General features: G+C 65.0%; 24 protein-coding genes. 20 read left to right on the forward strand and 4 right to left on the reverse strand.

All coding sequences use genetic code 11. The features are described from left to right. The first annotated feature begins 176 nt into the window (after positions 1-176). The 4 genes from AC07ZS_RS22745 (at position 177) to AC07ZS_RS22760 (ending at position 4,448) form a co-directional block, all read left to right on the forward strand. Positions 177-1,418: a GmrSD restriction endonuclease domain-containing protein gene (locus AC07ZS_RS22745; protein WP_494800799.1), complete on the forward strand. Its 1,242-nt coding sequence runs from the start codon at positions 177-179 to the stop codon at positions 1,416-1,418. Further along, positions 1,411-2,472 (forward strand): AAA family ATPase, encoded by a 1,062-nt coding sequence (locus AC07ZS_RS22750; protein WP_494800800.1) that lies wholly within the window; start codon positions 1,411-1,413, stop codon positions 2,470-2,472. Before AC07ZS_RS22745 ends, AC07ZS_RS22750 begins: the two co-directional genes overlap by 8 nt. Before the next feature lie 2 nt (positions 2,473-2,474). Further along, on the forward strand, positions 2,475-3,389 hold the full coding sequence (locus tag AC07ZS_RS22755) for a type II toxin-antitoxin system RelE/ParE family toxin (protein WP_494800801.1): 915 nt from the start codon (positions 2,475-2,477) through the stop codon (positions 3,387-3,389). A gap of 504 nt (positions 3,390-3,893) precedes the next feature. After that, complete coding sequence (locus AC07ZS_RS22760; protein ID WP_494800802.1) at positions 3,894-4,448, forward strand: NYN domain-containing protein; 555 nt, start codon at positions 3,894-3,896, stop codon at positions 4,446-4,448. Positions 4,449-4,457: 9 nt separating this feature from the next. Here the strand turns inward: AC07ZS_RS22760 and AC07ZS_RS22765 are convergent, their stop codons facing one another. From AC07ZS_RS22765 to AC07ZS_RS22775, 3 genes are all read right to left on the reverse strand, one after another. Next, positions 4,458-5,408, reverse strand: a complete 951-nt coding sequence (locus AC07ZS_RS22765) for a LysR family transcriptional regulator (protein WP_494800803.1) — start codon at positions 5,406-5,408, stop codon at positions 4,458-4,460. An 88-nt stretch (positions 5,409-5,496) separates the two neighbouring features. Further along, positions 5,497-5,883 (reverse strand): hypothetical protein, encoded by a 387-nt coding sequence (locus tag AC07ZS_RS22770; protein ID WP_494800804.1) that lies wholly within the window; start codon positions 5,881-5,883, stop codon positions 5,497-5,499. A 19-nt stretch (positions 5,884-5,902) separates the two neighbouring features. Further along, positions 5,903-6,712 (reverse strand): autotransporter outer membrane beta-barrel domain-containing protein, encoded by an 810-nt coding sequence (locus AC07ZS_RS22775; protein ID WP_494800805.1) that lies wholly within the window; start codon positions 6,710-6,712, stop codon positions 5,903-5,905. A gap of 281 nt (positions 6,713-6,993) precedes the next feature. Here AC07ZS_RS22775 and AC07ZS_RS22780 point away from each other — a divergent pair, with 281 nt between their 5' ends. The 6 genes from AC07ZS_RS22780 to AC07ZS_RS22805 are packed head-to-tail and all read left to right on the forward strand — an operon-like array spanning position 6,994 to position 12,167. Then, a complete protein-coding gene (locus AC07ZS_RS22780) occupies positions 6,994-7,548 on the forward strand; it encodes a cupin domain-containing protein (protein WP_494800806.1) in 555 nt (184 codons plus the stop codon). Between the two features lie 8 nt (positions 7,549-7,556). Then, positions 7,557-8,366 (forward strand): alpha/beta fold hydrolase, encoded by an 810-nt coding sequence (locus AC07ZS_RS22785; RefSeq protein ID WP_494800807.1) that lies wholly within the window; start codon positions 7,557-7,559, stop codon positions 8,364-8,366. A gap of 19 nt (positions 8,367-8,385) precedes the next feature. Continuing rightward, positions 8,386-9,972 (forward strand): FAD-dependent oxidoreductase, encoded by a 1,587-nt coding sequence (locus tag AC07ZS_RS22790; RefSeq protein WP_494800808.1) that lies wholly within the window; start codon positions 8,386-8,388, stop codon positions 9,970-9,972. Continuing rightward, positions 9,969-10,163: a hypothetical protein gene (locus AC07ZS_RS22795; RefSeq protein ID WP_494800809.1), complete on the forward strand. Its 195-nt coding sequence runs from the start codon at positions 9,969-9,971 to the stop codon at positions 10,161-10,163. Before AC07ZS_RS22790 ends, AC07ZS_RS22795 begins: the two co-directional genes overlap by 4 nt. 42 nt (positions 10,164-10,205) lie before the next feature. Then, positions 10,206-11,201 carry a Bug family tripartite tricarboxylate transporter substrate binding protein gene (locus tag AC07ZS_RS22800; protein ID WP_494800810.1) on the forward strand — a complete coding sequence of 332 codons (996 nt, stop codon included), beginning with the start codon at positions 10,206-10,208 and terminating at the stop codon, positions 11,199-11,201. Positions 11,202-11,204: 3 nt separating this feature from the next. Continuing rightward, a complete protein-coding gene (locus AC07ZS_RS22805; protein WP_494800811.1) occupies positions 11,205-12,167 on the forward strand; it encodes a Bug family tripartite tricarboxylate transporter substrate binding protein in 963 nt (320 codons plus the stop codon). Positions 12,168-12,175: 8 nt separating this feature from the next. Here the strand turns inward: AC07ZS_RS22805 and AC07ZS_RS22810 are convergent, their stop codons facing one another. Next, positions 12,176-13,138 (reverse strand): LysR family transcriptional regulator, encoded by a 963-nt coding sequence (locus AC07ZS_RS22810; protein ID WP_494800812.1) that lies wholly within the window; start codon positions 13,136-13,138, stop codon positions 12,176-12,178. 82 nt (positions 13,139-13,220) lie between these two features. Between AC07ZS_RS22810 and AC07ZS_RS22815 the strand changes: the two genes are divergently transcribed. The 10 genes from AC07ZS_RS22815 to AC07ZS_RS22860 all read left to right on the forward strand — a co-directional run bounded on the left by AC07ZS_RS22815 (position 13,221) and on the right by AC07ZS_RS22860 (position 22,710). Then, positions 13,221-14,315 carry an adenosine deaminase family protein gene (locus AC07ZS_RS22815; protein WP_494800813.1) on the forward strand — a complete coding sequence of 365 codons (1,095 nt, stop codon included), beginning with the start codon at positions 13,221-13,223 and terminating at the stop codon, positions 14,313-14,315. 9 nt (positions 14,316-14,324) lie between these two features. After that, positions 14,325-15,305, forward strand: coding sequence for a Bug family tripartite tricarboxylate transporter substrate binding protein (locus AC07ZS_RS22820; protein ID WP_291120864.1), 981 nt, complete (start codon positions 14,325-14,327; stop codon positions 15,303-15,305). A gap of 6 nt (positions 15,306-15,311) precedes the next feature. Further along, a complete protein-coding gene (locus AC07ZS_RS22825; protein WP_494800814.1) occupies positions 15,312-16,412 on the forward strand; it encodes a nucleoside hydrolase in 1,101 nt (366 codons plus the stop codon). Positions 16,413-16,547: 135 nt separating this feature from the next. Then, the gene (locus tag AC07ZS_RS22830; RefSeq protein ID WP_494800815.1) at positions 16,548-16,838 is read left to right on the forward strand and encodes a helix-turn-helix domain-containing protein; all 291 of its coding nucleotides are present in this window, start codon (positions 16,548-16,550) and stop codon (positions 16,836-16,838) included. After that, positions 16,838-18,184 (forward strand): type II toxin-antitoxin system HipA family toxin, encoded by a 1,347-nt coding sequence (locus AC07ZS_RS22835; protein WP_494800822.1) that lies wholly within the window; start codon positions 16,838-16,840, stop codon positions 18,182-18,184. Before AC07ZS_RS22830 ends, AC07ZS_RS22835 begins: the two co-directional genes overlap by 1 nt. 60 nt (positions 18,185-18,244) lie before the next feature. Then, entirely contained in the window at positions 18,245-18,892 is a 648-nt protein-coding gene (locus AC07ZS_RS22840; RefSeq protein WP_494800816.1) for a TetR/AcrR family transcriptional regulator, read from the forward strand. 83 nt (positions 18,893-18,975) lie between these two features. After that, entirely contained in the window at positions 18,976-20,028 is a 1,053-nt protein-coding gene (locus tag AC07ZS_RS22845; protein WP_494800817.1) for an NAD-dependent epimerase/dehydratase family protein, read from the forward strand. Next, positions 20,015-20,848 (forward strand): GNAT family N-acetyltransferase, encoded by an 834-nt coding sequence (locus tag AC07ZS_RS22850; protein WP_494800818.1) that lies wholly within the window; start codon positions 20,015-20,017, stop codon positions 20,846-20,848. The genes AC07ZS_RS22845 and AC07ZS_RS22850 overlap by 14 nt, the downstream gene beginning before the upstream one ends. 3 nt (positions 20,849-20,851) lie before the next feature. Further along, positions 20,852-21,916, forward strand: coding sequence for a dihydrodipicolinate synthase family protein (locus AC07ZS_RS22855; protein WP_494800819.1), 1,065 nt, complete (start codon positions 20,852-20,854; stop codon positions 21,914-21,916). A 17-nt stretch (positions 21,917-21,933) separates the two neighbouring features. After that, positions 21,934-22,710, forward strand: coding sequence for an ABC transporter permease (locus AC07ZS_RS22860; protein ID WP_494800820.1), 777 nt, complete (start codon positions 21,934-21,936; stop codon positions 22,708-22,710). Positions 22,711-22,727 lie beyond the last annotated feature (17 nt).

The raw sequence follows: 22,727 nt of genomic DNA on the forward strand, positions 1-22,727 counted from the left end.
GTGTACTGTCGGTTTTTCTGCATAGGGCCCACTTAGCAGTACTGACCGCCGTTTGAGTGGTAGTCTGGTCTCTCCGTAGCAGTCGCTCTTGCCCATGGTGGCGAAACCAGAGTGACATTCATTGGCACGGCAGCCCGTACACTGTCCGCCATACATATCACTATTGGTCTATTGCGATGGTTCAGCCTGAAACGTTGGCTCTTTTCCCAGAAGAACTCGGTGCTACCGGAACCCCGGCAGGTGTCGAGATAGAGGCTTACGGCACGAGTGCAGAGCCGTTTGATCCAGCCTCGATTTCCATAGAGCCTAGAGTTGTCCCAATGGACACCCTTTTGAGACGCCTTCGCCAGCGATCCATTCGATTGGCTCCATCCTTTCAGCGACAGTATGTTTGGGATGATGTCCGTCAAAGCCGTCTAATCGAATCGCTGATGCTCCGAATTCCATTGCCAATGTTCTATGTGGCGGCTAACCCAGATGGCACCTGGGACGTAGTTGATGGTTTGCAGCGACTGACAACCATCCGAGATTTTATCTTGGGCGGTGAGAAAGATATGCCCGAAGCAAAGGCCTTTTCTCTCATTGAATTGGAATTCTGGGGGGATCGCTTTAATAAAAAATCTTTCAAAGAAATTGAAGGTGCTCATGAAAATAGTCGCATCATCAATAACATCCTTGAAACTGAAATGAGATTCACGGTTATCAACCCGGGAACTCCTGAAGAAGTTAAGAGAAATATATTTAAGCGGATTAATACGGGTGGCATGCCCTTAACACTTCAGGAAATTCGACACGCACTTTATCAAGGCCCGGCGACACAGTTGTTGCAAAATCTCGTAGAGTCGACGAGTTTTCAAGAAGGCGTAGATAGATCTGTTGATGATAGTCGCATGGCGGGGCGCGAGTTGGTGTTGAGATTTTTGGCATTCTATGTATTTGATCCCGATGCATTTACCGGTGACATGGATAGTTTTTTGAGTAATGCCATGCGCGCAATAAATTGCATGCCTGAGATTACCGATGAGGATCTCGCTAAGATATTTAAAGGTGAAATAGTTCCAAGACTTCGCTATCGCAATCTCAAAAAAATCGAAGACTCCTTTGACTTGGCGATGAGGCGTTGTCTTGAGTTTTTTAAGGATTTCGCCTTTCGAAAAGGCACTAGCGGACAGCGGCGTACCCCAGTGAATAAGGCGTTGTTCGAGGCGTGGACCACCATTTTTGCGGACTTGAAAGACTCAGAATACAGAAGTCTTTTGTTAAACCGAGATCAAGTGTTGGATAAATATAAAAAAATTCTTACCAGTGACGATTTTGATCGAGCAATTAGTAGGGATTCATCGTCTACTTTTGGTGTGCGCGAGCGATACAAAAACCTAAGAAGTCTTGTGAATCAATACTTGGATACCAATGATTAATTCTTTGCACATCTCAGGATTGAAGTCTTTTGCATCGGAAGTTATTCCGATGAGTTCCGTGACTTTACTCTGTGGACTGAATAACAGTGGAAAAAGCACGGTTCTTCAGGCCTTGCGAATGTATTGCAACAGTGCGGAAGGCCTTGATCCGGTGCTAGCAGGGCATGGTTCATTTGAAGAGATAAGGTCAAAATTTGTTCTCCCTACCTCAGCGATATCGATTGAAGCTGAGTTTGCCGATGGAAGTATTGATTCACTTGAGCTGTATCCGGCTCATTACGCTCCAGCTAGTATTGCACCGCTTACGATGTTCCTATCGGCGGAACGTTTGGGGCCAAGAGTCACATTGCCGCTAGCGGAGGGGTACAAGAAGTTTCCGATGATTGGCGAGTACGGGGAGCATGTTGCTGGCTTCTTGGAGGCTTTGCGGGATTGCATTGTGCCGGATGCACTGCATCATCCTGCCTCCCAAGGAAATACATTGGACTTTGAAGTGGCTGCTTGGCTGTCAGAGATTGCCCCGGGAACTGAATTGTTTTTTTCTGTTGATGCGAAAACCGACTCTAGTCATTTCAAATTCAATTCGTACAGGGCAACAAATGCTGGATTTGGGTTGAGTTATTCTTTGCCTATCATTGCTGCGATACTTGGCGCCGCCACTCAAAAAAGGGTTGGTGGATCAGGTGGTGGTTGGGAAGAGGAATGGGCGAATGCGCGTGAAAGACGGGGGATGTTGTTAATTCTTGAAAATCCCGAGGCGCACTTGCATCCATCTGCTCAAACTGCGGTTGGGCGGTTGATTGCAAAAGGTGGATTTGCCGGCTTGCAGATCGTTGTTGAGACGCAAAGTGAGCACGTAATGGATGGCGTACGCCTTGAGGTAAAAGCTCGAGAAAATGCACATAAGTCTATTGCGTTTAACTATCTATCTCGATCTGAGGAAGGGCTCTCTGTACTCGACACGCCCAAACTAACTGAAGGAGGGAAGTTATCGCACTGGCCTAGCGGATTCTTTGATCAAGCGCTTAAAAATAAGATACAGCTTGCAAAATAGGCATGAAGCACAATTTTGTTTGGAATTCACTTAGTTTTGCGGAATCAACCAATGACGCTGTTTATTTGCAATTGGAGAATGCACTTATAGGGCTTGCGCGTATTCCCAGAGAAGGCGATGCAGCTGCATTGTATTTTGATGGATCGGATTCGCTGTTGAATCGACGAATATCTGATGGGTATACGGTGGCAGACTTTGTAGAGCATCTTCAAAATGCAAAGCGCCATGATATTGCTGCCCTACTCTTTGAGCTTGAAGATAAGGCGAATGCTATTGAGGAATTGTCGGACGAGATCGTGTATGAGATTGCGAATCGAGTTTATTATTTCGTTGAGCAAGGGTTTGAGCGCAGTATTGATTTTCTTGCTATTGCAGCGGAAATTGATGGAATTCTGTTTGGCGTTAAAACAGCAGAGTTGTGGGGGCGGCATGAACTTCAGTTTGCTGTTTATCAAGCAGATGAAGGAGATGCAAAGCCATACGGAATTTATTCGGTATGTGATGCAGAATCGGGGCAATCTGTCGCCGAGCTTCTGTACGCCGAAGAACCTGAAAAATCTTTGACAGAACTACTTCCAAACTGTGTTCTGTCAGCCAATTTCCAGGATTGGTGTGCAGCGCTTCTGCAAGAAAACTCACGTATTGTGCGAAAAAAATTGAAACTCGCTCATGATCGGGGATTTGGCGGTGGAGAGCCGCTGTTTAAAACTTTGAAAGATGCCGATGGGATGCGAGAGTTGCGAATGGGAGCGCACGCAGGGGGAGCAATCCGAATACTGTTCGGTTCACTAAAAAACGGGCAAACTGCCTTGCTTGTGGGGTTTATAAAGAAATCTGATAATGAAGGGTATGAGGAGAACATTAAATTGGCAACTCCGTTGTGGGCCGCAATAAGCAAGGGAGTTCAGACATCGTAAATATTTGCTGAATTAGTAATTTGGTTCGTCGAAAGTTTATTTTGACTTGAACTAATCGCACCGACTTGGCGTCCACGAGCATCCAAGTTGTGCATCATCTTGCCGCCAGTGTTTTGCTTGGCGCATTCGCCGTGTGGCGACGACCCTTCCCTGTCCATCTCGGGGAGTTGAGGTGGCGAGGCGACGCTGAGCAAGCTACAACGAATCAAGACGAATATTCGTCAAGCTTTGCGCGCGCTCGCCTTACATCCCTCCCCCTATACTCTTGGCGTTGTACATCGAAAGTACGACCGGGATTGGCATCCTGAAAACAAGTAAACATCGGATAGCTGCAACGCTCACGCGCTGCGGCTATCTCCGTCTGTGTTCACCATTTTTGGTGGCCCGGATGGGGAGCCGCAAGGCTCGCCGGTCTTGTTTACTTGTCCCGGTATGCCAACCCGTTCGGGCCACCGCCCCCTCACAAAGGGGGCGGTGGTATCACCCACCTGATAGGGAAGGCACATGCAACATCCCCGCATTTCTTCGTCTCATCTCTCCCAGCACCCTCTCCACCGTCGTCGCCCTCGCCGCCCGCGCCTGGCCGTCTACATCGACGCCGAGAACCTGAGCGGCCGGCACGCCGAGCCGCTCATGCGGCTGGTGAACCAGCGTGGCCGCATCACCGAGTGCCGCGCGTATGGCGACTGGACCACCGACTTCCTGCTCCCCTGGAAGCCATGGTTGCATCCGCTGGGCATCTGGCCGATGCAGCAGTTCCACTGCCCGCAGGGCAAGAGCGCGAGCTGCGCCGCGCTCGTCATGGACGTGATGGAGCGGTTGCACCGTGGCCGGGTGGACGGCATCTGCATCGCGTCTTGCAACAGCGATTTCGCCGGCCTCGCGGGCCGCGTTCGCGAACGCGGGCTCCTGGTCCACGGCTTCGGGCAGCACGGCGCTTCGCCCGCGTTCGTGGCGGCGTGCGACGAGTTCGTGTGTCTGGACAGCAGCATCAGCGGTAGCAGCCCGGAGCTGCTGGTGCGGCAGGGCCTGCCTTCGGCGCAGCCGCCGGCCCCGTAGGCCGCGCGCTCAGCCGCGGCGGGTGGCCGCGCTGGCGGGGCTCGGCGCCACCGCCTGCGCCAGTGGCCACTCGCCGCGCTCCACCAAGCCCAGCATCATGCGCTGCAGGCTCTGCGCGGTGGAGCGCACGCCCGCGCTGTGGCGGCGCGCCTGGCTCACGTAGAGCGACCAGGTGATGGTCAGGCCCTTGATGGGCGTGGCGCTGAGTTCGCTCATCTGCGGGAAGTCGTGCATCGCGCAGTAGGGCATCACGGTGTAGCCCAGCCCGTCTTTCACGAGCGACAGGCAGAGCTGCAGCGTTTCCGCGTCGGCCGCGCGGCGAAACTTCTGGCCGTGGCGTTTCAGGTAGGCGTCCACGCTCTTGCGCACGAGGTTGGGCCGCCCCGGCAGGATGAGCTTGCACGCGCCCAGCTTCTCGGCGCTGGCGGGGCGGTCGGGGTGCAGGCCGGCTTCCACCGGGCCCACCAGCAGCAGGGGCTCGCGCACCAGCGGGGTCTGGTCGTGCAGCGGTGAGCTGCCTTCCTCGAAGTCCATGATGGCCACGTCCACCAGGCCCTGGTGCTGCCACTCGCGCAGGTGGTGGATGAAGCCTTCGTAGATGCGCAGCGACACGGCGGAGCGCTGCTGGATCTCGGCCGCAGCAAACGGCGCGGTGATGAGCCGGTGCATGGAGAACGGCAGGCCGATGGAGACTTGCGTGCGCGCCTCGCGCCCGAGCTCGTCGCGCAGCAGCTCGGCTTGCCGCAGCAGGGGGCGCGCGCCGTTGTAGAGCAGGGTGCCGGCTTCGGTCAGCTTCACGCCGCGCGCTTCGCGCACCAGCAGCTGGATGCCCAGGTCGTGCTCGAGCGCGTTGAGCCGGCGCGAGAGCGCGGGCTGGGTGATCTCCATGTCGAGCGCGGCCTTGTTGATGCTGCCGGCTTCGACCACGCGCAGAAAACAGTCCACCAGTTTCAGGTCCACGGCACTCTCTTGGGGCTGGGTTGGGGTTCAACGATTGTCGTTGAACTGCCGCACCAGTGACCGGTGCCGTGTGGCCCGGCTCGCTGGCTTACTGGCTCACTTTGCTGGGGCAACCCGACCACTCGACGCAGTAGGCGGCGCCGCGGCTGTCCGTGCTCATGCAGGACGCATAGCGCTCCTGGTAGTAGCTGGCCGGTTGCGTGCAGCTGCTGGTGAGGCTCGGCGACGGAGGGAGATAGGTGGGTGTCGGGGGCGAGGCCGGGGGGGCCTGGTTGATGACCTGCTGGGTCACGTTGTTGACGACGTCCTGAACAATCTGCGCAGGCACAGGGGACGCGCCCGGGCAACTGACCATGCCGTGCGAGATGGGGTCGTAGCACAGGCCTGCGGCCTGGCCGGGGGCGACGGCTCCGAAGAGGCCGGAGGCCAGCACGGCGAGGAGCGTGCGGCGGATGAGGGTGTGTGGGTGTTTCATGTGAGGGTCCTTCCCGTGTTCAGAATCGGCTGCTCAGCGTGGCCGAGAGTGCTTTTTCCCTGCTGAATTTCTTTTCGGCCGCGCCGGCATAGCCGAAGCTGAGCGTGTGCTTCGTGGACAGCGCGTAGCTGAGGCCGAGGTTGTAGGAGATGTACTCCTGGTCCGACACACCCGCAAGGATGTTTCTGTTCGAGTGCTGGTACTGCACGTTCACCGAAGGCGTCCAGGCGCCCAGGAGCCACGTCAGTCCGCCGCCCAGGGAAACGCCGGTGCGCTGTGTCTTGGTGCTGGTGTACGGCGTGCCCGAGCTGTCCGTGTGGGCGCTGCCTTTGCTGATGGAGTGGTTGACCCGTGCGCTGACGGACGCCACCAGGGTGGGGGTCAGGGGCCTGACGTGGGTGATGCCCGCGCCCGCCATCCAGAAGTCGGGGCTGACCTTGAAAAACGTGGGCGTGGCCGCGTTGAGGTAGTTGCCGTCGATGCGCAAGGTGCCGTAGCCCAAAGAGGCGTCCGCCAGGAAACCCGAGCCCAGGTCGCGGACGACGAACACCGCCCCCGAGGTCGCTGCGTGGTCGGTGGTGCCGCTGATGACGGGCACGGTGGTGTCCCCTTTGTTGTACGACAGGCTGCCACCCAGAAAGGTGCGGTCGTCGAGCTTCTTGCTGAGCGACAGGGAGATGGCGTCGAAAGAGCTGTCGCTGGGGTTGGTGCTCAGTGTGGACTTGCTGGTGAGGTGCTGGTAGCCGACCGAGGAAGTCCAGCCTTCGGCCTGGGCGGCCATCGCCGGCAGGCACAGCAAGAGGGTTGCAGTTGCTTTTGTTGGGGTCATTGGGCGTTTCCGGGAGGGATGCTTGATGGATTTTCTTGCGCGCCGCGGGCTCATGGGCAAGCCCCCGGATACAAAAGTCTAGGCGGGAGGTGTCGGCGAGTAGCGCCGGAAAAGCACCGTGTTGACGCCTCATTTCGCGCTCCTGTCTGCCTCTATCAAGTTGGAATTCGGGAGGGAGTCGCCAGATTCATGTTCAACGTTTATCGTTGAACTGCCATGCCGATTTTCATGTATCGCATATCCGGCGCGGTCCCTACCATCGCGGCTCAAGGAGACAGACCATGGCTACAGACAACCACGGCGCGGTGCGCCGTGTGGTAACGGGTCACGACGCGGCAGGCCGCTCGGTGATCGTGCAGGACGGCGCTTCGCCGTTCGTGTTGAGGACGACCGCCACCGGCCCGGTGGTGACGGACCTCTGGAAGACCTTTCGCACCCCCGCCGACAACAGCGACGCCGCCGAGCCCTGCGCAGACGTGACGCTGGCCCCGCCCGCCGGCGGCAGCGTGTTCCGCGTGGTGCAGTTCCCGCCCGACGCGGGCTACATGAACGGCTGGGACGAGCACGCGGCCTTCGCCGCGATGGGCCACGACCTGGCCGGGTCTGCCACCCGCAAGGGCAACACGGTGGGCATGCACACCACCGCGTCGGTGGACTACGCCATCGTGCTCTCGGGCGAGATCTGGGCGGTGATGGACGAGGGCGAGACGCTGCTGAAGGCCGGCGACGTGCTGGTGCAGCGCGGCACCAGCCACGGCTGGAGCAACCGCACGGCGGCGCCGGCCTCGGTGGCTTTTGTGCTGATCGACGCGCTGGCGCTGCCGGCGCGGGGCTGAGCCGGGCCATGGACTTGCAGACGATCACCGTGGCGCGCATGCCGCCTTCGCCGCACCTGGCGGTGAGCGTGGCCGGCCAGGGGCCGCTGGTGCTCATGGTGCACGGCATGGGCGGCGACCGCCACAGCTGGCGAGCGCAGATCGAGGCGCTGGCGCAGCAGGGCTTCACCGCCGCCAGCGTGGACTTGCGCGGCTATGGTGGCAGCGGCGACATTGACGGCGCGCTGGACTTTCACCGCGACTTTGGCGCCGACCTGCTGGCGGTGCTGGACCATTTCCAGGTGCCGCGCGCGCACCTGGTGGGCCTGTCCATGGGCAGCCGCGTGGCGCGCTCGCTGGCGCTGCGCCATCCCGAGCGCGTGGTCTCGCTGGTGCTGGCCAACAGCAGCCCAGGTTTTGACGCGATGGGGGCGGACGAGGTGGAGCGCTTCATTGCCGACCGATCGGCGGCGTTTCAAGATGGGCAGGTGCCGGCCAGTTTCGGTATGGACCAGGCCCGCGCCATGTGCGCGCCCGGCGCCGCGCCCGAGGCGGTGCGCACCGCGGCCGAGGCGATGCAGCGCATCCGCCTGAAGAACTACCTGGCGGTGCTGGTCGCCTCGACGCGGCAGGACCGGGGCGACCGCCTGGAGCAGATCGCCTGCCCCACGCTGGTGATCACCTCGGACCAGGACCGCGTGTACCCCGAGCCGGTCACGCGCCAGCTGCTGGCGCGCATCCCTGGCGTGGCGCACGCGCGCATCGAGCGCGCCGGCCACCTGAGCAACCTGGAGCAGCCCGAGGCGTTCAACCGGGCCCTGCTCGATTTTCTTCGTTGAGAGAGAAAGAGAACCTCCCATGTATTTCAACTGGCAGACCCTGCCGTTTCAACCCGTCGCCAGCCTGGACAACCGATCGGCCGCGGTGGTGATCGTGGGCGCCGGCCCCGTCGGCCTGGCGACCGCGCTCGGCCTGGCTCGCGAGGGCGTGCGCACCGTGGTGCTCGAAGCGCGCGACACGATTTCCAAGGGCAGCCGCGCGCTGGCGATGAGCCGGCGTTCGATGCAGATCCTGGACCAGCTCGGCGTGGGCGCCCGCGTGCTCGAGAAGTCGCTCACCTGGTCGGCCGGCTGGACCTTCTACGGCCGCCAGGAGGTGCATTCGATGAACATCGCCTCGCCGCCGCACGAGAAACACGGCCAGACCAACCTGCAGCAGTGCTGGATGGAACAGCTGCTGCTCGACGAGCTGCTGGCCAGCGGCCTGGCAGACGTGCGCTACCAGCACACGGTGTCGCAGATCCAGGCGGGCGACGAGGGGGTGCGGCTCTCGGTGTCCACGCCCGAGGGCGCCTACACGCTGGACGCGGCCTACCTCGTGGCGGCCGACGGCCCGCGCGGGCTCACGCGGCGCAGCGTGGGCATCGACTACGAGGGCACCTCGTATTCGCAGCGCTTCGTCATCAACGACATCCTCTGCAAGGAGCCGCTGCCCGAAGGCCGGCGCCTGTTCTTCAGCCCGCCCTACCTGCCGGGCAAGACGGTGCTGATGCACAAGGCGCCGTTCGACATGTGGCGGCTGGACTTCCAGCTGATGGACGACCAGGACGCCGAGACCGAGATGCAGCCGGCGCAGGTGCATGCGCGCATCCGCGCGCACTTCGAGCTGATGGGCATCGCGCCCCACTACGAGCTGGTGCTGACCTCGGTCTACAAGGCCAACGCGGTCTCGCTGCCCACCTACAACACGGGGCGCGTGCTGTTCACGGGCGACGCGGCGCACCAGGTGCCGATTTTCGGAGGGCGCGGTGTGAACCACGGCTACGAAGACGCGCACAACCTGGCCTGGAAGCTGGCGCGCGTGGTCCAGGGTGTGTCCGACCCGCAGCTGCTGGACTCGTACACGCAGGAGCGCCGGGGCGCGCTGCTGGCCACGCTGGCCGAGCTCACACGCACCACCATCTTCATCACCACACCGTCGCCGGGCATCGCGCTGGTGCGCGAGGCGATCCTGTCGCTCTCGCTGAGCGAGAACTTCCTGGGCAACCTGTTCGACCCCTATGCCACGCCGCCGCACGACTGCACCGACAGCCCGCTCAACACGGCGGACGCCGGTGGCGATTTCGGGCCGGCCTGCCGCCCGGGCGCGCTGGTGCCCGACGCGGTGGTGGGCGCGGCGGGTGAACGCCTGTACGACCGCTTCGGCCCGCAGTTCACCTTGATCGCCTTCACCGACGCCGCGCGCTTCGCCGCCTTGCCACTGCAGGTGCTGGGCTTCGAGGCCGACAGCACCGTGGGCCGGCTGTTCGACGCGCGCCCGGGCACTTGCTACCTTGTCCGCCCCGACAACCGGGTGGCCGCGCGCTGGCGCGAGGCCACGCCCGAGCAGGTGGACGAGGCCCTGAACATCGCCCTGTGCGCCGCCCGCACCGAGGAACTCCAATGAGCACGACCACCGACACCAGCACCACCTTTGCCGAACGCGATTTCGTTGACCTCGCCGGCGCGATCGACCGGGTGCCCGCGCCGCAGCGCGAGCTGTTCCTGACCAAGCTGGTCATTCTGCTGGCCGCCGGCGCGCCGGCCGGTCTGCTGGCCGATCGCCTTGAGCGCGCGGGCCGGCACCTGTCGGGCTAGGCGCGCCCCTTTTCCGGATTTCTATAACAAGGAGACAAAGACATGAAGACGACGACAACCTGGATGGGCCGCTTGGCGGCCGGTGCGCTGGCCCTCGCCGGCGCGGCCCACGCCTGGGCGCAGCCCGAAGCGGCCTACCCCACCAAGCCCGTGCGCATCATCGTGCCGCTGGGCGCGGGCGGCGCGCCCGACGTGGTGACGCGGCTGCTGAGCCAGATCCTCACCGAGAAGAACGGCCAGTCTTTTGTGGTGGAGAACCGGCCCGGCGCCAACACCATCATCGGCACCGACACCTGCGCCAAGGCCCCGCCCGACGGCAGCACGCTGTGTGTGGTGAGCGGCAGTTCGCTGTCGATCAACCCGCACCTCTACCGCAAGCTGCCCTACGACGCGGCGAAGGACTTCGAGGCGGTCACGCCGCTGGTGGTGCCGGACATGGTCTTCCTCGTCTCGCCCTCGGTGCCGGTGAACAGCATGAAGGAGCTGATCGCCCACGCGCAGAAGAACCCGGGCAAGCTGGCCTACGGCTCGTTCGGCAACGGCTCGGACACGCACCTCACCATGGAGTGGCTCAAGCGCGCCACCAAGACCGACCTGCTGCACGTGCCCTTCAACGGCTTCGGCCCGATGATGCAGGCCTTCCTCACGGGCGACATCCAGGTGCTCTACGTGTCGGTGGGCAACCCCGGCATCGTGGCGCAGGCCAAGGCCGGCAAGATGCGCGCCCTGGCGGTGCTGGCGCCCACGCGCTCGGTGCAGCTGCCCGAGGTGCCGACGCTGACGGAAGCCGGCGTGGGCGACCCCGGCACCTTCACCTGGTTTGGCCTCATGGCGCCGGCCGGCACGCCGCGCGGCGTGGTGCAGAAGCTCAACGCGCAGATCACCGTCGCGATGCAGACCCCCGCCATGCGCGAGCAGAACCAGACCATGGCCATGCGCACCCGCGCGCAGACGCCGGAAGAATTCGCCGCTTTCCTCAAGAAGGACCGCGAGGTCTGGGGCGAGCTGGTGCGCCAGACCGGCATTCAGCTGGACTGAACCATGAAGCAGACCTTTTCTTTCCTGACCCTCGCGCTGGCGCTGTTCGCCGGCACCTGCAGCGCGCAGCCCGCCTACCCGAGCCGCCCCGTGAAAGTGATCGTGCCGCTGGCCGCCGGTGGCCCGGTCGATCTGGTGGCGCGGCGCGTGAGCGACCGGCTCTCGAAACAGCTGGGCCAGCCGGTGATGGTGGAGAACCGCGCGGGCGGCAACGGCATCATCGGCGCCAACGCCTGCAAGTCGGCCGCGCCCGACGGGCAGACGCTGTGCATTCTGCTGAGCGACACGCTGGTCATCAACCCCGCGATCTACAAGAAGCTGCCGTATGCGGTGGGCGATTTCGCACCGATCTCGGAGATCAGCCGCATCGACACCGCCGTGGTTGTGAGCGCGGGCCTGCCGATCCGCAGCATCCAGGAGCTGGTGCAGTACGACCGCGCCCACCCGGGCAAGCTGAACTGGGGCCATTTCGGCATCGGCAGTTCGTCGCACCTGTTCATGGCGCAGGTGAACGAGAAGCTGGGCGCGCGCATCGTGGACGTGCCCTACCAGGGTGGCGGGCCCGCGCTCAACGGCCTGCTGGGCGATCAGGTGCAGGTGTCGAGCCTGTCGTATTCGCTGGTGGCGCAGCACATCGACGCGGGCAAGCTGCGCGCGCTGGCCGTGCTGGGCGACACGCCGTCGCCGCGCTTTGCCGGCGTGCCGCTGCTGAAGAACCAGGGCCTGGGCACCGCGCGCAACGCATGGATCGGCCTGTTCGCACCCACGGGCACGCCAGCGGCGGTGATCGCGCGGCTGTCCGCCGAAATCAAGGCCATCACCTCGGACCCGGAGTTCCAGAAGAGCCTGGACGCGCAGGGCCTGGCCGTCACCGGGCGCAGCCCCGAGGAGACGGCGGCGGTGATCAAGGCCGAGGGCGCGGACTGGAGCGCGGTGGCCAGGGCGGCGAACGTCAGCCTGGACTGAAGCGGGCTTCAGCCCTTCGGCCCGGTGACGCTCTTGCGCGCGAAGCGCCTCACCTTCAGCTTCTTCGGCTGGGTGAGGTGCTCGCGCAGGAAGTCGATGAAGTCTTTCGCCGCCGCGTTGCGCATGGGGCCGGGCCGGTAGACCAGCACCACGCGGCGTTCGATGCGCGGGTCTTCCAGCGCGAGCACGGTGAGCTCGGGGTCGTGCAGCGAGGTGGTGTAGAGCCGGGGCATGAGGCCCAGCGCCATGCCGCCGCGCACCAGGGCATAGAGCGTTTCCGAGTAGCGCACGTGGTACGGCGCCTGCGCGCCCTGGCCGAACTGCGCGCGCGCGGGCTCGCCCAGCGCCGGCATGCTGCCGCTCTCGAACAGCACCAGGCGCTCGTGGCCGATGGCCTTCCAGCTCACCTTGCCGTCGCGCGCCAGGGCATGGTCGCGCCGCACCACCAGCACCAGCGGGTCCTGGAACAGGTCGATGCAGGTGAGGCCGTTGGGCGGTTCGGTGATGGCGGCCAGGGCCAGGTCGAGCCGGCCTTCGCGCACTTCCTGCAACAGGGCCGTGGACGGCGCGTCGTGCCAGACGAACTCCACCGGCGGCCCGTCGGCGGGCTTGAAGGCGTTGATCGCCGCCGCCAGCTGCGTGCTGGCCGAGGGGATCACGCCCACGCGCACCAGCGCGCGCCCGCGCTGCACCACCTGGTGGATGTCCTGCAGGGCCAGCTCCACGGTGTTGACGAGGAAGTCGGTGCGCGCGAGCACCTCGGTGCCCAGCGGCGTGATCTCCAGCCGGTGTGTGTTGCGCGTGAGCAGCTGCGCGCCGAGCAGTTTCTCCATCTGCTTGATGGCGTTGCTCAGCGCCGGCTGCGTGATGGCCAGCCGCTTGGCCGCGCGGCCGAAGTGGCCTTCCTGCACCAGCACGGAGAAGAACTGCAGGTGGCGCAGCGTGAGGGCCCGGAGGGCGGGGTTTTCCACGGCGGTCGTGATAAATCGGTTGAATGAAATTATAGAAACTTAAAACTTCTCTTATCAAGCCCGGCTGCCTAGACTGGCCGCCATGTCCCCCACGAACGACCCCGCCGACCAGGCCCTGGACCGCTTTCTGCAGGCCATCCCCAAGATGGAGCTGCACTGCCACCTGTTCGGCACGGTGCGGCGCGACACCTTCGCCGAGCTGAACCGCCGCGCGGGTGCGCCGCTGACCGACGAGGAGGTGACCGGCTTCTACACCCGCGGCGAAAAACCCGTGGGCGTGTTGCGCGTGCTGCGCTCGCTGGACGCGCAACTGGTGCGCACGACGGTCGACCTGTACCGCCTCACCTTCGAGTACCTGGAAGACGCGGCGGCGCACAACGTGCGCTACGCCGAGTTCTTCTGGAACCCCACCGGCACGGTGCAGGTCTCCGGCATTCCCTACGCCGCCGCGCAGGACGCGATCGTGCAGGCCATCCGCGACGCCGGGCGCGTGCTGGGCATCACGGGCCGGCTCATCGCCGCGGTGGACCGCGAGGCCAGCCCGCAGGCGGCCACCGAGATGGTGGAATGGGTCACCGCGCACCGCTGCGACGAGGTGATCGGCATCGGCATCGACTACCGCGAGAACGATCGCCCGCCCGAGCTGTTCGCGCAGGCCTACCAGGACGCGCGGCGCGCCGGCCTCAAGACCACCGCGCACGCGGGCGAGTTCGGCATGCCCTGGACCAACGTGCGCACCGCGCTGGACCTGCTGCAGGTGGACCGCATCGACCACGGCTACACCGTGGTGGACCACCCCGAATTCGCGCGCGAATGCGCCGAGCGCGGCGTGCTGTTCACGGTGGTGCCCACCAACTCGTATTACCTGCGCACCCTGGCGCCCGAGCGCTGGGCGCTGGACCACCCGATCCGCCGCATGCCTGGCCTGGGCCTGCGCATCCACCCCAACACCGACGACCCGACGCTGCACCACGTCACGCCCACCGGCGCGTGGCGAATGATGGTGCGCGACTTCGGTTTTGGCCTCGACGACCTGCGCGGCTTCCTGCACAACGGGCTGGACGGCGCGTGGATCGACGACACGCAGCGCCGCCGCTGGCGCGCCGACTGGTCGGACGAGTTCGACGCGCTGCGCGCCGAATCCTTCTCTTCTTCCTCTTCCCTCATCTCCTCCTGAAAGACACCCATGGCCCACGAACGCTCAAGCCTTGTCCTCGCCGCCTCGCTGCTGCTGGCCTTTTCGGCCCACGCCCAGGGCCCCGCCTGGCCCACGGCCAAGCCGGTGACGCTGATCGTGCCCTTCACCGCCGGCGGCAGCGTGGACTTCATCGCCCGCCAGGTCGCCACCAAGCTGGGCGAGCGCATCAACCAGACCGTGGTGATCGAAAACGTGGCCGGCGCCGGCGGCGCCATCGGCCTGCAGAAGGCCGTGAACGCGGCACCCGACGGCTACACCCTGGTGGCCGGGCCGGACAGCGCCATCGCCATTGGCAAGCTCGCCAACCCGGCGGCCTACCGCTTCGACCCGCTCAAGGACCTGGTGCCGGTGGGCATGCTGAACACCGCGCCCATGCTGCTGGTGGCGCGCACCGACCTGCCGGTCAAGAACTACGCCGACTTCGTCAAGCTCGCCAAGGCCGAGCCCGGCAAGTACACCTACGCCACCTCGGGCGTGGGCACGGTGCTGCACCTGGCCATGGAACAGCTCAAGCAGCGCTCGGGCATTTTCGTCACGCACGTGCCCTACCGCGGCGGCGCGCAGATCGCCAACGACGTGATGGGCAAGCAGGTGGACCTGGCCATGCTGGTCAGCGCGAGCAGCATTCCCCACGTGCGCGCCGGCAGCCTCAAGGCGCTGGGCGTGACCGGCAAGCAGCGCATCGCCTCGCTGCCCGACGTGCCCACCTTCGACGAGACGCCCGGCCTCAAGGGCTACGACGTGGTCACCTGGACCGGCCTCTTCGCGCCCAAGGGCACGCCCGGCGCGATCGTGACCAAGCTCAACGAAGCGCTCAACGACGCGCTGAAAGACCCCGAAGTGCGCGCCCGCCTCGCCGAGCAGGGCGCCCTGCCGGGCAGCGGCTCGCCCGAGGCGCTGGGCAGCTTTGCCCAGGCCGAGTTCGCGCGCAACCAGAAGCTGGTGCCCACCCTCAACCTGAAGGACTGAAGCCACATGCCCATCAACCTTGCTTCCCGCCGCGGTTTTCTTTCCACCGGTACGCTGGCCCTGGCCGGCGTGGCGGCCACCGGCCTGCTGCCCGCGTTCGCGCAGGACGCGCAGACCCAGGTGCTGCTGGGCGTGGCGGCGCAGCCGCTGCCGGCCATTCCGGCGACCAAACGCACCGTGATCATCGACACCGACCCGGGCCAGGACGATGCCATCGCGCTGCTCTTCGCGCTGGCCGCGCCCGAGCGGCTGGACGTGCGCGCGCTCACCGTCTCGGTGGGCAACATGCCGCTGAGCGTGACCGAGAAGAACACCCGCCGCGTGCGCGACTGGGCCGGGCGCACCGAGGTGCCGGTGTACGCCGGCTACCCCCGGCCGCTGATCCGCGACCCCATCTTCGCGGACGACGTGCATGGCAAGACCGGCCTGGACGGCCCCGCGCTGCACGAGCCGCGCGGCCCGCTCGCGCCCGGCCACGCGGTGGACTACCTCATCAGCACCCTGCGCGCGGCCGCGCCCAACAGCGTGGTGGTGGTGGGCCTGGGCCCGCTCACCAACATCGCCGCCGCGCTTAACATGGCGCCGGACATCAAGGCCGCCATCAGCGAAGTGGTGGTGCTGGGTGGTTCCTGGGGCGTGGGCGGCAACATCACGCCGGCCGCCACCTTCAACCTGTATGCCGACCCGGAAGCCGCGTCGGTGGTGTTCCGCAGCGGTGTGCCGGTCACGGCGATCTCGCACGACGCCGCGCGGCGCGTGCTCGTCACGCCCGAGCGCATCGCGCCCTTTCGCCAGATGGGCAGCAACGCCGGCAAGGTGGTGGCCGACATCCTCGATTCGGCCATGGACTACGCCATGCGCCGCCGGGGCGTGAAAGTCGGCCCGATGTACGACCCCTGCGTCATCGCCTACCTGCTGCAGCCCGAGCTGTTCAAGGGCGCGCGCGTGCCGGTGGACATCGAGACCCGCGGCGAGTTCACCAGCGGCGCCACCGTGGTCGACTTCCGCGGCTACACCAAGCGCAAGGCCAACACGCTGTGGGTCAACGCGGTGGACATCGACGGCTTCTACCGCTTGCTTGAAAAACAGATTGCGCGTTTGCCTTAGTCGTTCGCCGCGAGTCTGCGGGTCGATCTTGTGTACCAGTATTGCTGCTAAATGATTTATATAAGCAAAACTGGTAATTGAGTTTTATAAGTGATGCTGGTACCATGGTTTTATGACCGACACTGGTACCGCGCCATGACCCGCAGCACGCAATCCCTCAGAACATCCTCGCAACTCGGGCAGTTGCTGCGCTCTGCCCGCAAGGCCGGCAAGCTCACGCAAAGCCAGCTCGCGCTGAGCATGGGCGTGAGCCAGAGCCGTGTGTCTCAACTGGAGCTGCAGCCTGGCGACATGACAGTGGACCAGCTGCTCAGCGCGTGCGCCGCTCTGGGGCTGGAGTTGCAACTCGGCCTGCGGCCATCGAAGGCGGCGGCGCCCCTCGCTGCAGAGAGTCTGGCCCGCGAGCCACGAAAGGGCGCTTGGTGATGGGACGCCGCTCTCACACCAAGACGCTGTCCTTGTGGTCCAACGGCCAGCGCGTGGGCACCTGGTCGATATTGCCCGATGGCTCAGCGCAACTCGATTACGACACGGCATGGGTCGACTCTCCCAAGGGTCGTCCCATCTCGCTGTCGCTGCCATTTCAGCTGGGCCGGCAAGTGCACAAAGGCCCCGCCGTCCTGAACTACTTCGACAACCTGCTGCCAGAGAATCCCGCCATCAGGAAGCGCCTGGCCAGCCGCTTCAGGTCGGATTCGCTGGAGGCGTTCGACCTGCTCAAGTCGGTCGGGCGCGACTGCGTGGGCGCCCTGCAAATCCTGGACGAGCACGAAGAGCCCAAGGACGTTGAGAGCATCAAGGCCAAGCCCTTGCAGGAGGCTGAGGTCGAGCACATCCTGGAACGCGCGAACTCGGCTGGAGGGCTTGGACAGGAGCAGGCCGAAGACGATGAGGTCCGGCTCTCCCTTGCCGGCATGCAGGACAAGACCGCTCTGCTTTACTGGGATGGGCAATGGATGCGCCCTGAAGGCGCGACGCCCACCACGCACATCCTGAAGTTGCCGCTGGGATTCATCGGCTCACGCAAGGTGAATTTCACCCACTCGGTGGACAACGAATGGCTGTGTCTGGCCCTGATGCGCGCCTTCGGCCTGGACGCGGCCATGGCAAGCATCGAGCAGTTCGGTCGGCAGCGCGTGCTCGCGGTGGAGCGCTTTGACCGCACTCCCTCTGAGAGCGGACAGTGGCTGCTGCGGTTGCCGCAAGAGGACTTCTGCCAAGTCTATGCCGTGCCCCCGGAGAAGAAGTACGAGAGCGACGGCGGCCCGGGGCTTGAAGAACTCGCCACCATCTTGCGGCAGTCGCAGACGCCCGAAGAAGACCTGACCACCTTGCTCAAGGCGCAGTTGCTCTTCTGGATGCTTCGCGCCACTGACGGACACGCGAAGAACTTCAGCATCGCCTTGCTGCCCAACAACGGGTTCCACCTCACGCCGCTGTACGACGTGCTGTCGGCCTGGCCTGCGGTGGGGGAAGGTCCGAACCAGTGGTCCAGACAGCAGCTCAAGCTGGCCATGGCCGTCAGGGGTTCGAGTGGCAAGCACTACAGGTGCACGCACATCCTGCGGCGCCACTTCAACCAGACAGCGAGGAAGCTCGGCTATGCAGCGGACATGGAACCGCTCATCGAGGAGACGCTTTCCCAGGTCGACCCTGCCATCGACATCGTGTCGAGTTGGCTGCCGCCGGACTTCTCCAAGTCGGTATCAAAGAGCATCTTCGGCGGTCTGCGCGAGAGCGCGAAGCAACTGGCCAGTCAACCGGCCCACTGAATCGGTGCCAAGCACCGGGCACATAATCCGCCCCATCGCCCAGCCAGCCGCAGACCCACGATGCCACCACGCCGCGCCTCCGTCTCCAGCCCCTCCGATGCCGACAGCAGCGCCGCGCGTTCGGCCATCCTCGCGGCGGCCCGCGCGGAGTTTTCCGCCAAGGGGCTGACGGGCGCGCGCGTCAACGAGATCGCGGCCCGCGCCGGCGTCAACAAGCAGCTGATCTACTACTACTTCGGCAGCAAGGAAGACCTCTACCGCACCGCGCTGGAGGTGGTCTACACCGAGATCCGCACGCAGGAACGCAGCCTGAAGCTGGGCGACATGCAGCCCGAGGAAGCCATGGCCACGCTGATCGGCTTCTCGTTCGATTACCTCGCCGAGCACCCCGACTTCATCGGCCTGCTCAACCACGAGAACGCGCAGGGCGCGCAGCACGTGCGCGATTCGAGCGCCATCCGCGACACCAACTCGCCGCTGATCGAGCTCATCGCCAAGACCCTGGCGCGCGGCATCCGCGCCCGCGTGTTCCGCCGCGGCATCGACCCGGTGGAGTTCTACATCTCGGTCGCCGGCATGTCGTATTTCTTCTTCTCCAACCGCCTGACCCTGGCCTCCATCTTCGGCCGCGACCTCTCTTCGACCGAGGCGGTGGCGGCCTACCGCGCGCACGTCGTCGCCTTCGCGATGGCCGGTCTGCGCGCCTGACTTTCCTTTTTCAACCAAACGGTTGACATCGGGCTGACACGCCCATATGCTCATTCCATTGCGTTTGAGAAAAGGCCCCTGCCATGCACGGCAACGTCACACTGCTGGACCCCGCCAACCTGCCCGACCGCTTCGAGTCGGTGGAGGCGCTGGAGGAATTTCTTGCCCGGCCCAGCCAGGCGCTGATCGACGATCTGGCGCAGGTGGACGGCGACATCATGATCCTCGGCGTGGCCGGCAAGATGGGCCCCACGCTCGCGCGCCTGGCCAAGAACGCCGCGCCGCACAAGCGCGTGATCGGCGTGGCGCGCTTCAGCGACGCCGCCGTGCGCCAGCGCCTGGAGGCCTGGGGCATCGAGACCATCGCCGCCGACCTGCTGGACCGCGCCGCCCTCGAGGCGCTGCCGCGCGTGCCCAACATCGTCTTCGCGGCCGGCCACAAGTTCGGCGCCAAGGACAACCAGGCCCTGACCTGGGCCATGAACACCCACGTGCCGGCCCTGGTGGCCGACACCTTCCGCGAGTCGCGCATCGTCGGTTTCTCCACCGGCAACATCTACCCGCTGACCACGGTGGGCCGCCAGGGCGCGAGCGAGAAGACGCCGCCCGCGCCGCTGGGCGAGTACGCGCAGTCGTGCATCGGGCGCGAGCGCATGTTCGAGTACTTCTCGGGCAAGCACGGCACGCCGGGCCGCATCTTCCGCCTCAACTACGCGATCGACATGCGCTACGGCGTGCTGTACGACATCGCCTCCAAGGTGCACCGCGGCGAGACGGTGGACGTGACCATGGGCCACGTGAACGTGATCTGGCAGGGCGATGCGAACGCGCAGGTGCTGCGCTGCCTGCGCCACTGCACGGTGCCGTCCACGCCGGTGAACTGCACCGGGCCCGAAACCCTGTCGGTGCGCTGGTTGGTGGACGAGTTCGCATCGCGCCTGGGCGTGAAGGCCCAGGTGAGCGGCCAGGAAGCGGCCACCGCGCTGCTGTCGGACACCACGCTGGCGGGCAAGCTGTTCGGTTACCCGCTGGTGCCGCTGGGCGCCATGCTCGACTGGGTGGCCGACTGGGTCAAGCGCGAGCAGCCGGCGCACGGCAAGCCGACCAAGTTCGAGGTCCGGGATGGCGCCTTCTGAGGCTCTGACCTCGGTCATCCTCGGTCTGGACGATGTGCCGGAGGGCCTCGCTTTGTCGGACGCCGCGGGCTGGAACCAGACCGACGACGACTGGCGCCTGTTCGTCACGCAGGGCCGGGTCTTCGGCCTGCGCGACGGCGAGGCGGGCCCGCTGGTGGCGACCGCCGCCGCCTTGCCTTACGAAGGCGGCATCGGCTGGGTGTCCATGGTGCTGGTGAACCCCGCGTGGCAACACCGGGGCCTGGCCACTGCGCTGATGGCGCGCTGCGTGGCGCACCTGCGCTCGCTGGGCGCCACGCCGGTGCTGGACGCCACGCCCGCCGGCCAGCAGGCCTACCTGCGCATCGGTTTTGAAGATGGTTTTGCACTCGCGCGATGGGAAGGCTCGGTGGCTGCCGCCGCCCCGCGCCCCGCGCCACCGGCCGATGCCGGCACGGTGTCGGCGCTCGATGCCCAGGCCAACGGCTGCGGCCGGGGCTTTCTGCTGGCCGACTTCTTGCAACGTGCCGGCACGCGGGTGGGCCTGTCGCCGGCGCGCACCGGTTTTGTGGTTGCCCGTGAAGGCCGCCGCGCCACGCAGATCGGCCCACTGGTGGCCGACGACGAAAGCGCCGCGCTCTCGCTGCTGCAGACCGCCGTGGCGGGCCTGAGCGGTCGCGTTTTCCTCGATGTGCCCGAACGCTGGGCCGCGCTGCGGGCCTGGCTGGAACAGGCCGGTTTTGTGCGCCAGCGCTCCTTCGTGCGCATGTCGCTCGGCGCCGCCCCCATCGCCTCTGTCAACGACCGGCTGTTCGTGCTGGCTGGTCCCGAATTTGGTTGAACCATGAGCCTCACTGCCTCTCAAGTCGAACACACCCGCGCGCTGCTGCGCCGCGGCCTGGCCATTCCGGCACACCCGCTCGCGCTCAACGCACAGCGCCAGCTCGACGTGCGCCGCCAGCGCGCGCTCAGCCGCTACTACCTCGACGCCGGCGCCGGCGGCCTGGCCGTGGGCGTGCACACCACGCAGTTCGCGATCCGCGAGGTGGGGCTGTTTGAAGAGGTGCTGCGCCTGGCCATCGACACGGCGCGCGCCTGGGTCGAGCCCGGCCGCGAGCTCGCCATGGTGGCCGGCGTGTGCGGCCGCACCGAACAGGCCGTGGCCGAAGCGAAGCTCGCGCGCGGCCTGGGCTACAACGCCGGCCTGCTGAGCCTGGCCGCGATGAAGGGCCAGAGCGAAGACGCGCTGATCGCCCACTGCGAGGCGGTCGCCAAAGAGATCCCGCTGATCGGCTTCTACCTGCAGCCCGCCGTGGGCGGCATGAACCTGAGCGCCGCGTTCTGGGCCCGCTTCGCGGCGATCGAGAACGTGGTGGCGATCAAGGTCGCGCCCTTCCACCGCTACCGCACGCTCGACGTGGTGCGCGGCGTGGTGCAGGCGCGCGCCGAAGAGCGCGTGACGCTCTACACCGGCAACGACGACCACATCGTGCTCGACCTCGTCACGCCCTTCACGGTGCCGCGCGACGGCCGGCCGGTGACGGTGCGCTTTCGCGGTGGCCTGCTCGGCCACTGGTCGGTCTGGACCTCGGGCGCGGTGCGCATGCTGGAGCTGTGCAAGGCCGCGGCCAACGGCTCGGTGGTGACGGCCGAAATGCTCGCGCTGGACAGCCGCGTGACCGACTGCAACAGCGCGTTCTTCGACGTGGCCAACGACTTCCACGGCTGCATCGCCGGCTGCCACGAGATCCTGCGCCGCCAGGGCCTGCTCGAAGGCATCTGGTGCCTGGACCCGAACGAAGGCCTGAGCCCGGGCCAGAAGGAAGAGATCGACCGCGTGTGCGCCCAGCACGGCGACCTGGCCGACGACGCCTTCGTGAAGGCCGGTCTGAGCCGCTGGCTCGCGTGAACGAAAGCCCGATGACCATGACCCAGAACAAACTCGCCCGCTGGACCGCCCACTACCTGCCCGCCATCGGCCTGTTCGTGGGCTTCATCGCGCTGTGGCAACTGGCGGTGTCGGTGTTCGGCATCCGCGAATACCTGCTGCCCAGCCCCTACTCGGTGTGGCAGGCCATGCTGAGCGACGAGATTCCCTGGCTCAGCCATGCGTGGATCACCGGCGTGGAGATCCTGGGCGCCTTCGTGCTGGCCGGTGTGGCCGGCGTGGTGCTGGGCATGGCCATCGCGTGGTCGCCGGGCATCTCGCGCGCGCTCACGCCCTTCCTGGTGTTCGTGAACACGCTGCCCAAGGTGGCGATCGCGCCGCTGTTCCTGATGTGGCTGGGCTACGGCATCCTGCCCAACATGCTGATCGGTGCGCTGATCGGCTTCTTCCCGGTGGTCATCAACACCGCCGTGGGCCTGACCCAGATCGACCAGGACATGGTGGACCTGGGCCGCGTGTTCAGCGCGCCCAAGTGGAAGGTGTTCATGAAGATCCGCATCCCCAACGCCTACCCCTACATCCTGAGCGCGCTCAAGGTCACCGCCACCTCGGCCGTGGTGGGCGCGGTGGTGGGCGAGTTCGTGGCCTCGCAGAAGGGCCTGGGCTACGTGATCATCACCACCCAGAGCAGCATGAACACGCCGGCCGCGTTCGCCGCGCTGGTGTGGATCTCGGTGCTGGGCCTGCTGCTGTACGGCCTGGTGGCCTTGCTGTCCCGCCTGCTCGCGCCCTGGGCCGAAGAAGCGCCGCGCTGAATCCCTCCCCCGTTCTC

The organism is Hydrogenophaga sp. GW456-12-10-14-TSB4 (genome assembly GCF_059424305.1).

Bases quoted from the DNA above. Each gene is read 5' to 3' on its own strand.
- AC07ZS_RS22795 (WP_494800809.1), top strand. From the start codon at position 9,969: ATGAGCACGACCACCGACACCAGCACCACCTTTGCCGAACGCGATTTC.
- AC07ZS_RS22755 (WP_494800801.1), top strand. From the start codon at position 2,475: ATGAAGCACAATTTTGTTTGGAATTCACTTAGTTTTGCGGAATCAACC.
- AC07ZS_RS22780 (WP_494800806.1), top strand. From the start codon at position 6,994: ATGGCTACAGACAACCACGGCGCGGTGCGCCGTGTGGTAACGGGTCAC.
- AC07ZS_RS22845 (WP_494800817.1), top strand. From the start codon at position 18,976: ATGCACGGCAACGTCACACTGCTGGACCCCGCCAACCTGCCCGACCGC.
- AC07ZS_RS22855 (WP_494800819.1), top strand. From the start codon at position 20,852: ATGAGCCTCACTGCCTCTCAAGTCGAACACACCCGCGCGCTGCTGCGC.
- AC07ZS_RS22805 (WP_494800811.1), top strand. From the start codon at position 11,205: ATGAAGCAGACCTTTTCTTTCCTGACCCTCGCGCTGGCGCTGTTCGCC.
- AC07ZS_RS22850 (WP_494800818.1), top strand. From the start codon at position 20,015: ATGGCGCCTTCTGAGGCTCTGACCTCGGTCATCCTCGGTCTGGACGAT.
- AC07ZS_RS22840 (WP_494800816.1), top strand. From the start codon at position 18,245: ATGCCACCACGCCGCGCCTCCGTCTCCAGCCCCTCCGATGCCGACAGC.
- AC07ZS_RS22775 (WP_494800805.1), bottom strand. From the start codon at position 6,712: ATGACCCCAACAAAAGCAACTGCAACCCTCTTGCTGTGCCTGCCGGCG.
- AC07ZS_RS22815 (WP_494800813.1), top strand. From the start codon at position 13,221: ATGTCCCCCACGAACGACCCCGCCGACCAGGCCCTGGACCGCTTTCTG.
- AC07ZS_RS22745 (WP_494800799.1), top strand. From the start codon at position 177: ATGGTTCAGCCTGAAACGTTGGCTCTTTTCCCAGAAGAACTCGGTGCT.
- AC07ZS_RS22770 (WP_494800804.1), bottom strand. From the start codon at position 5,883: ATGAAACACCCACACACCCTCATCCGCCGCACGCTCCTCGCCGTGCTG.
- AC07ZS_RS22750 (WP_494800800.1), top strand. From the start codon at position 1,411: ATGATTAATTCTTTGCACATCTCAGGATTGAAGTCTTTTGCATCGGAA.
- AC07ZS_RS22830 (WP_494800815.1), top strand. From the start codon at position 16,548: ATGACCCGCAGCACGCAATCCCTCAGAACATCCTCGCAACTCGGGCAG.
- AC07ZS_RS22760 (WP_494800802.1), top strand. From the start codon at position 3,894: ATGCAACATCCCCGCATTTCTTCGTCTCATCTCTCCCAGCACCCTCTC.
- AC07ZS_RS22800 (WP_494800810.1), top strand. From the start codon at position 10,206: ATGAAGACGACGACAACCTGGATGGGCCGCTTGGCGGCCGGTGCGCTG.
- AC07ZS_RS22825 (WP_494800814.1), top strand. From the start codon at position 15,312: ATGCCCATCAACCTTGCTTCCCGCCGCGGTTTTCTTTCCACCGGTACG.
- AC07ZS_RS22820 (WP_291120864.1), top strand. From the start codon at position 14,325: ATGGCCCACGAACGCTCAAGCCTTGTCCTCGCCGCCTCGCTGCTGCTG.
- AC07ZS_RS22835 (WP_494800822.1), top strand. From the start codon at position 16,838: ATGGGACGCCGCTCTCACACCAAGACGCTGTCCTTGTGGTCCAACGGC.
- AC07ZS_RS22785 (WP_494800807.1), top strand. From the start codon at position 7,557: ATGGACTTGCAGACGATCACCGTGGCGCGCATGCCGCCTTCGCCGCAC.
- AC07ZS_RS22860 (WP_494800820.1), top strand. From the start codon at position 21,934: ATGACCCAGAACAAACTCGCCCGCTGGACCGCCCACTACCTGCCCGCC.
- AC07ZS_RS22790 (WP_494800808.1), top strand. From the start codon at position 8,386: ATGTATTTCAACTGGCAGACCCTGCCGTTTCAACCCGTCGCCAGCCTG.